Origin of the sequence: Sphaerisporangium sp. NPDC005289, from assembly GCF_040607455.1 — a bacterium.
GTDB lineage: Bacteria > Actinomycetota > Actinomycetes > Streptosporangiales > Streptosporangiaceae > Sphaerisporangium > Sphaerisporangium rhizosphaerae.
Genome location: NZ_JBEXGS010000052.1, coordinates 5,637 through 8,565, shown reverse-complemented (window position 1 = coordinate 8,565; position 2,929 = coordinate 5,637). Strand labels below are relative to the sequence as shown.

The following is a 2,929-nucleotide window of genomic DNA, read 5'->3' as shown; positions in this document are numbered from 1 at the left end:
CCCACCGCATCCACACCACCGACCAACAACCCCCACAACCGCTCCGGACCATCCACCCCACCCGGATAACGACAAGCCATCCCCACGATCGCGATGGGATCGTCGGTGACCGCCGCCGGACGCCGCGTCCTCCGCTGGTCGGCCTGCCCGCCCAGCAGCCGGCGCAGCACGAAGTCCGTCAGCGCGTTCACCGATGGGTGGTCGAAGACCAGCGTCGCCGGCAGGGTGAGCCCGACCGCCCGGCCCAGCCGGTTCCGCAGCTCCACCGCCATCAGCGAGTCGACGCCCAGTTCTTGGAAGGCTCGATCCACCGGGACCGACTCGGCCGCGCCGTACCCCAGCACTGCAGCCGCCTGCGCGCGTACGAGTTCCGTCACCGCTGCCTGACGCTCCGCGGCAGGCAACTCAGCCAACCGATCAGCGAACGAACCAGCACCAACCGGAGCATCCAGCGCGGCCCTGCGCCGCACACCCACCAGATCACGCAACAACGCCGGCAACCGCTCCGCCGACTGAGCCCGCAACGAACTCACAGACCACCCGGCCGCCACCACCACACCCCGCCGGCCCTCACCCACCACCCGATCCAAAACCGACAAACCAACACCAGCCGACAGCGGGACCAACCCCTCCCGCACCATCCGCTCCCGATCCCGATCAGACAACCGACCCGCCATACCCCCCTCGGCGTCCCACACCCCCCACGCCAACGACACCCCCGGCAAACCCGCCGCCACCCGACCCAACGCCAACGCATCCACCGCAGCATTGGCCGCCGCATAATTCCCCTGCCCCGCCGCACCCAACGTCCCAGCCAGCGAAGAAAACACCACAAACCGCGACACACCACCATCGCGCGTCAACTCATCCAAATGCCACGCCGCATCCACCTTCGGCCGCAGCACCGCATCCACCCGACCAGCCGACAACGACGAAACCACCCCGTCATCCACCACCCCCGCCGCATGCACCACCGCACGCAACGGCCACACCCCACCAACCCCCTCCAGCAACGCGCTGAGGGCATCCCGGTCGGCCACATCACACGCGGCGACAGACACCTCGGCACCCAACTCGGTCAGCTCATCACGCAGCTCAACCGCCCCAGAAGCGTCCAAACCACGCCGAGAGACCAGCAACAGATGCCGCACCCCATGCACCGCCACCAAATGCCGCGCCACCAACGCACCCAACCCACCGGTACCACCAGTGACCAACGTCGTCCCATCGACCGGCCAAGCCGCAACGGGCTCCTCGCCGAGACGGGCCCGCTCCAGCCGGGGTACCCATGGCCGGTCACCGCGGATGGCCACTTCCGGCTCGTCACCGGGCAGCGCCGAGATCTCCAGGGTGCTCAGGTCCGGCTGTGCGGCAGTCCCATCAGCGGCTGCGGCGCGCCCTCTCGTCCGCACCGGCTCCAGGTCGACCAACGTGATCCGGTCGGGGTGTTCCTGCTGGGCTGCTCGCACCAATCCCCAGACCGCCGCGCCCGCCGGGTCCGGCGTCTCTCCGTCGGTCACGGCGACCGCGCCCCGCGTGGCGACCAGCACGGGTCGCGGGTCCTCCTCGGCCAGCCGGTCCTGAAGCTCCGCCAGCACCGCCCCAACGCGGCGCCGTATTTTGTCCGGCAGGTCACCGGCGTCGTCGCCGGCACCGCCGGTGGCGTCCACCACGGCGGCGCCGTCACGCAGCGCCGGCTCTCCCCCGTTATCGGCGGCGGAGGCTCCGGTCAGCGGTCGCCACACCACCTCGGTGAGCCAGCGCGCCACCGACGCCCCGGTCGGCGCCGACGGATCCGTCTCGGCCACCGGCCGCGATGCCACCGTCTCCACGGTGGCCACCGGCCGGCCGGCGGGGTCCGCCAGGTCCAGCCGGAACCCACCATCCGGCTCCGGGTGCAGCCGTACGCGCAGCGCAGTGGCGCCGATGGCATGCAGGGTGACGCCGTTCCAGTTGAACGGGATCAGCGGACCGCCCTTCCCGGCACCTTCCCCGGCCAGCAGTGCCACGTGCGTCGTCGCGTCGAAGAGGGCGGGGTGTATGCCGTATCGGGTGGTTTGTCCGGCTTGTTCGGGGAGGGTGATGTCGGCGTAGAGGTCGTCGTGGTGTTTCCAGGCGTGGGTGAGGCCGTGGAAGGCGGGGCCGTAGCCGTAACCGTGGTCGACCAGGCGGTCGTACAAGCCGATGGTGTCCAGTGGCTCAGCACCCGGCGGAGGCCAGGCCTGGCTCAGCTCCGCCGCCGCGTCCGCGTCGGCGGAGGTGGTAGTCGGGGTGGAGGTGAGGGTGCCGGTGGCGTGCCGGGTCCACTCTCCGTGGTCGTCTTTGGAGTGGATGGCGATCTGGCGTCGGCCGTCTTGGCCTGGCGCGGTCACGGTGACCTGCACGACGACGCCATCGCTGCCGGTGTCGCGGATGCTGGTGTCGCCGGTGCCGTCAGCGCCGGCGGTGCCCTTGATGGTGTGGTGGTGGGTACCAGGGATGGGCAGGGGGGTGTGCAGGGTGAGTTCGTCGATGGTGGGGCAGCCGACCTGGTCTCCGGCGCGCAGGGCCAGTTCGACGAAGGCGGTGCCGGGCAGGATCGGGGTGGCGTTGATGGCGTGATCGGCCAGCCAGGGCTGAGCGGTGAGCGACAGCCGGCCGGTCAGGATGGCGCCGCCGTCGGGCTGCTCCACCACCGCACCCAAAATCGGATGGTCGGCGGCGCTCTGGCCGACAGCGGCCGGGTCACCGGCGGGGGCGGGCTGCAGCCAGTAGTGCCGCCGCTGGAAGGGGTAAGTGGGCAGATCCAGATACCCGACCCGCAACCCGGCCGAACCACCCGCACCTGAATCGGCCGAACCGGTGGAACCTGTGGAAGCGGCGGAATCGGCCCGTCCGGCTGCTTCGGTCTGGATGGTCGCGGTGGTTCCGGTGCTTCCGTTGGTCGCGG

At 70.7% G+C, this 2,929-nt stretch carries 1 protein-coding gene; it reads right to left on the bottom strand.

Going from position 1 to position 2,929, the window contains the following annotated elements:
• A partial coding sequence (locus ABZT47_RS40140) for an SDR family NAD(P)-dependent oxidoreductase (protein ID WP_354854019.1) occupies window positions 1-2,929 on the bottom strand: 2,929 nt, incomplete at both ends.